Here is a 1,363-nt window from a genome sequence, read left to right as displayed (position 1 = left end):
AGGAAAATGAAATGAGAAAGGTTAAGTAAAGTTTTTAGCTTCTCAACTATTCAAAGGAGGTTTTTTTATCGATTACTTAGGTGTTGATATTAGTAAAAGGCGTAGTGTAGTTGCACATTATAAAAATGGAAAATTCCAAAAAACGTTTTTCATCCAAAATAATAAAAATGGCTACAATTATTTACTCAAGTATTTGAATGACTTAGACCACCCACAACTCATTTTTGAATCTACAGGTATCTATTCAAGAGGTATGGAACGATTTTGTTGTGTAAATCAAATTAACTATATTCAAATGAATCCGTTAGAAGCCAAATTTAAAACGAGCGCTCTAAGATCATGGAAAACTGATCAGGCAGATGCTCATAAGCTTGCTTGTTTAGGACCGACGCTCAAACAAACAGGCAGCTTACCTATACATGAGTTAATATTTTTTGAATTAAGAGAACGCGTCCGTTTTCATCTAGAAATCGAAAATGAACAAAATCGACTTAAATTTCAGATTCTCGAATTACTCCATCAAACATTCCCTGGTTTAGAAAGATTATTTAGTAGTCGATATTCAATCATTGCACTCAACATCGCAGAAATCTTTACTCATCCAGACATGGTTCTTGATATAGACAAGGATGTATTTATTACACATATATTCAATTCTACAAATAAGGGAATGTCAATGGATAAAGCTACAAAATATGCACTTCAATTAAGACTGATTGCTCAAGAAAGCTATCCTAATGTCGATAGACATTCCTTTCTAGTCGAAAAATTACGCTTACTTATTCAACAGTTAAAACAATCTATTCATCATCTCAAACAATTAGATGATGCCATGATTCAATTAGCACAACAACTCGATTATTTTGAAAATATTCATTCGATACCTGGTATTGGTAAGCTAAGCACAGCTATGATTATTGGAGAGATTGGTGATATTAAGCGATTTAAATCAAATAAACAACTCAACGCTTTTGTAGGCATTGATATCAAACGATATCAATCAGGTAATACACACTATAGAGATACCATCAACAAGCGTGGTAATAAAAAAGCGAGAAAACTTTTATTTTGGGTGATTATGAATATAATAAGAGGGCAGCATCATTATGACAATCATGTCGTCGATTATTACTACAAACTAAGAAAGCAGCCTAATGAGAAACCTCATAAGACTGCCATCATTGCTTGTATAAATCGATTATTAAAAACGATTCATTATCTGGTAATGAATCATAAATTGTACGATTATCAAATGTCACCACATTAGCCAAACGTACAATCAAATACAGTTTAACACCTTATTCAAAAAAATTAAAATGAACGGTTTAGTTAAGTAGTGCTTATTTTAATTATAAGTACTTGA

Annotated in this window: 1 protein-coding gene; it reads left to right on the top strand. The window is 31.6% G+C overall.

Annotated features, from left to right (window positions below; genetic code table 11):
• The first annotated feature begins 67 nt into the window (after positions 1-67).
• Positions 68-1,267, top strand: coding sequence for an IS110 family RNA-guided transposase (locus HMPREF2663_RS07715; protein ID WP_083319984.1), 1,200 nt, complete (start codon positions 68-70; stop codon positions 1,265-1,267).
• The last annotated feature ends 96 nt before the right edge of the window (positions 1,268-1,363 follow it).

It is taken from the genome of Staphylococcus sp. HMSC077D08 (assembly GCF_001837945.1).
Taxonomy (GTDB): domain Bacteria; phylum Bacillota; class Bacilli; order Staphylococcales; family Staphylococcaceae; genus Staphylococcus; species Staphylococcus epidermidis.
Note: the sequence above shows the minus strand (reverse complement) of the source record. Positions and strands in the feature narration are given on the sequence as shown.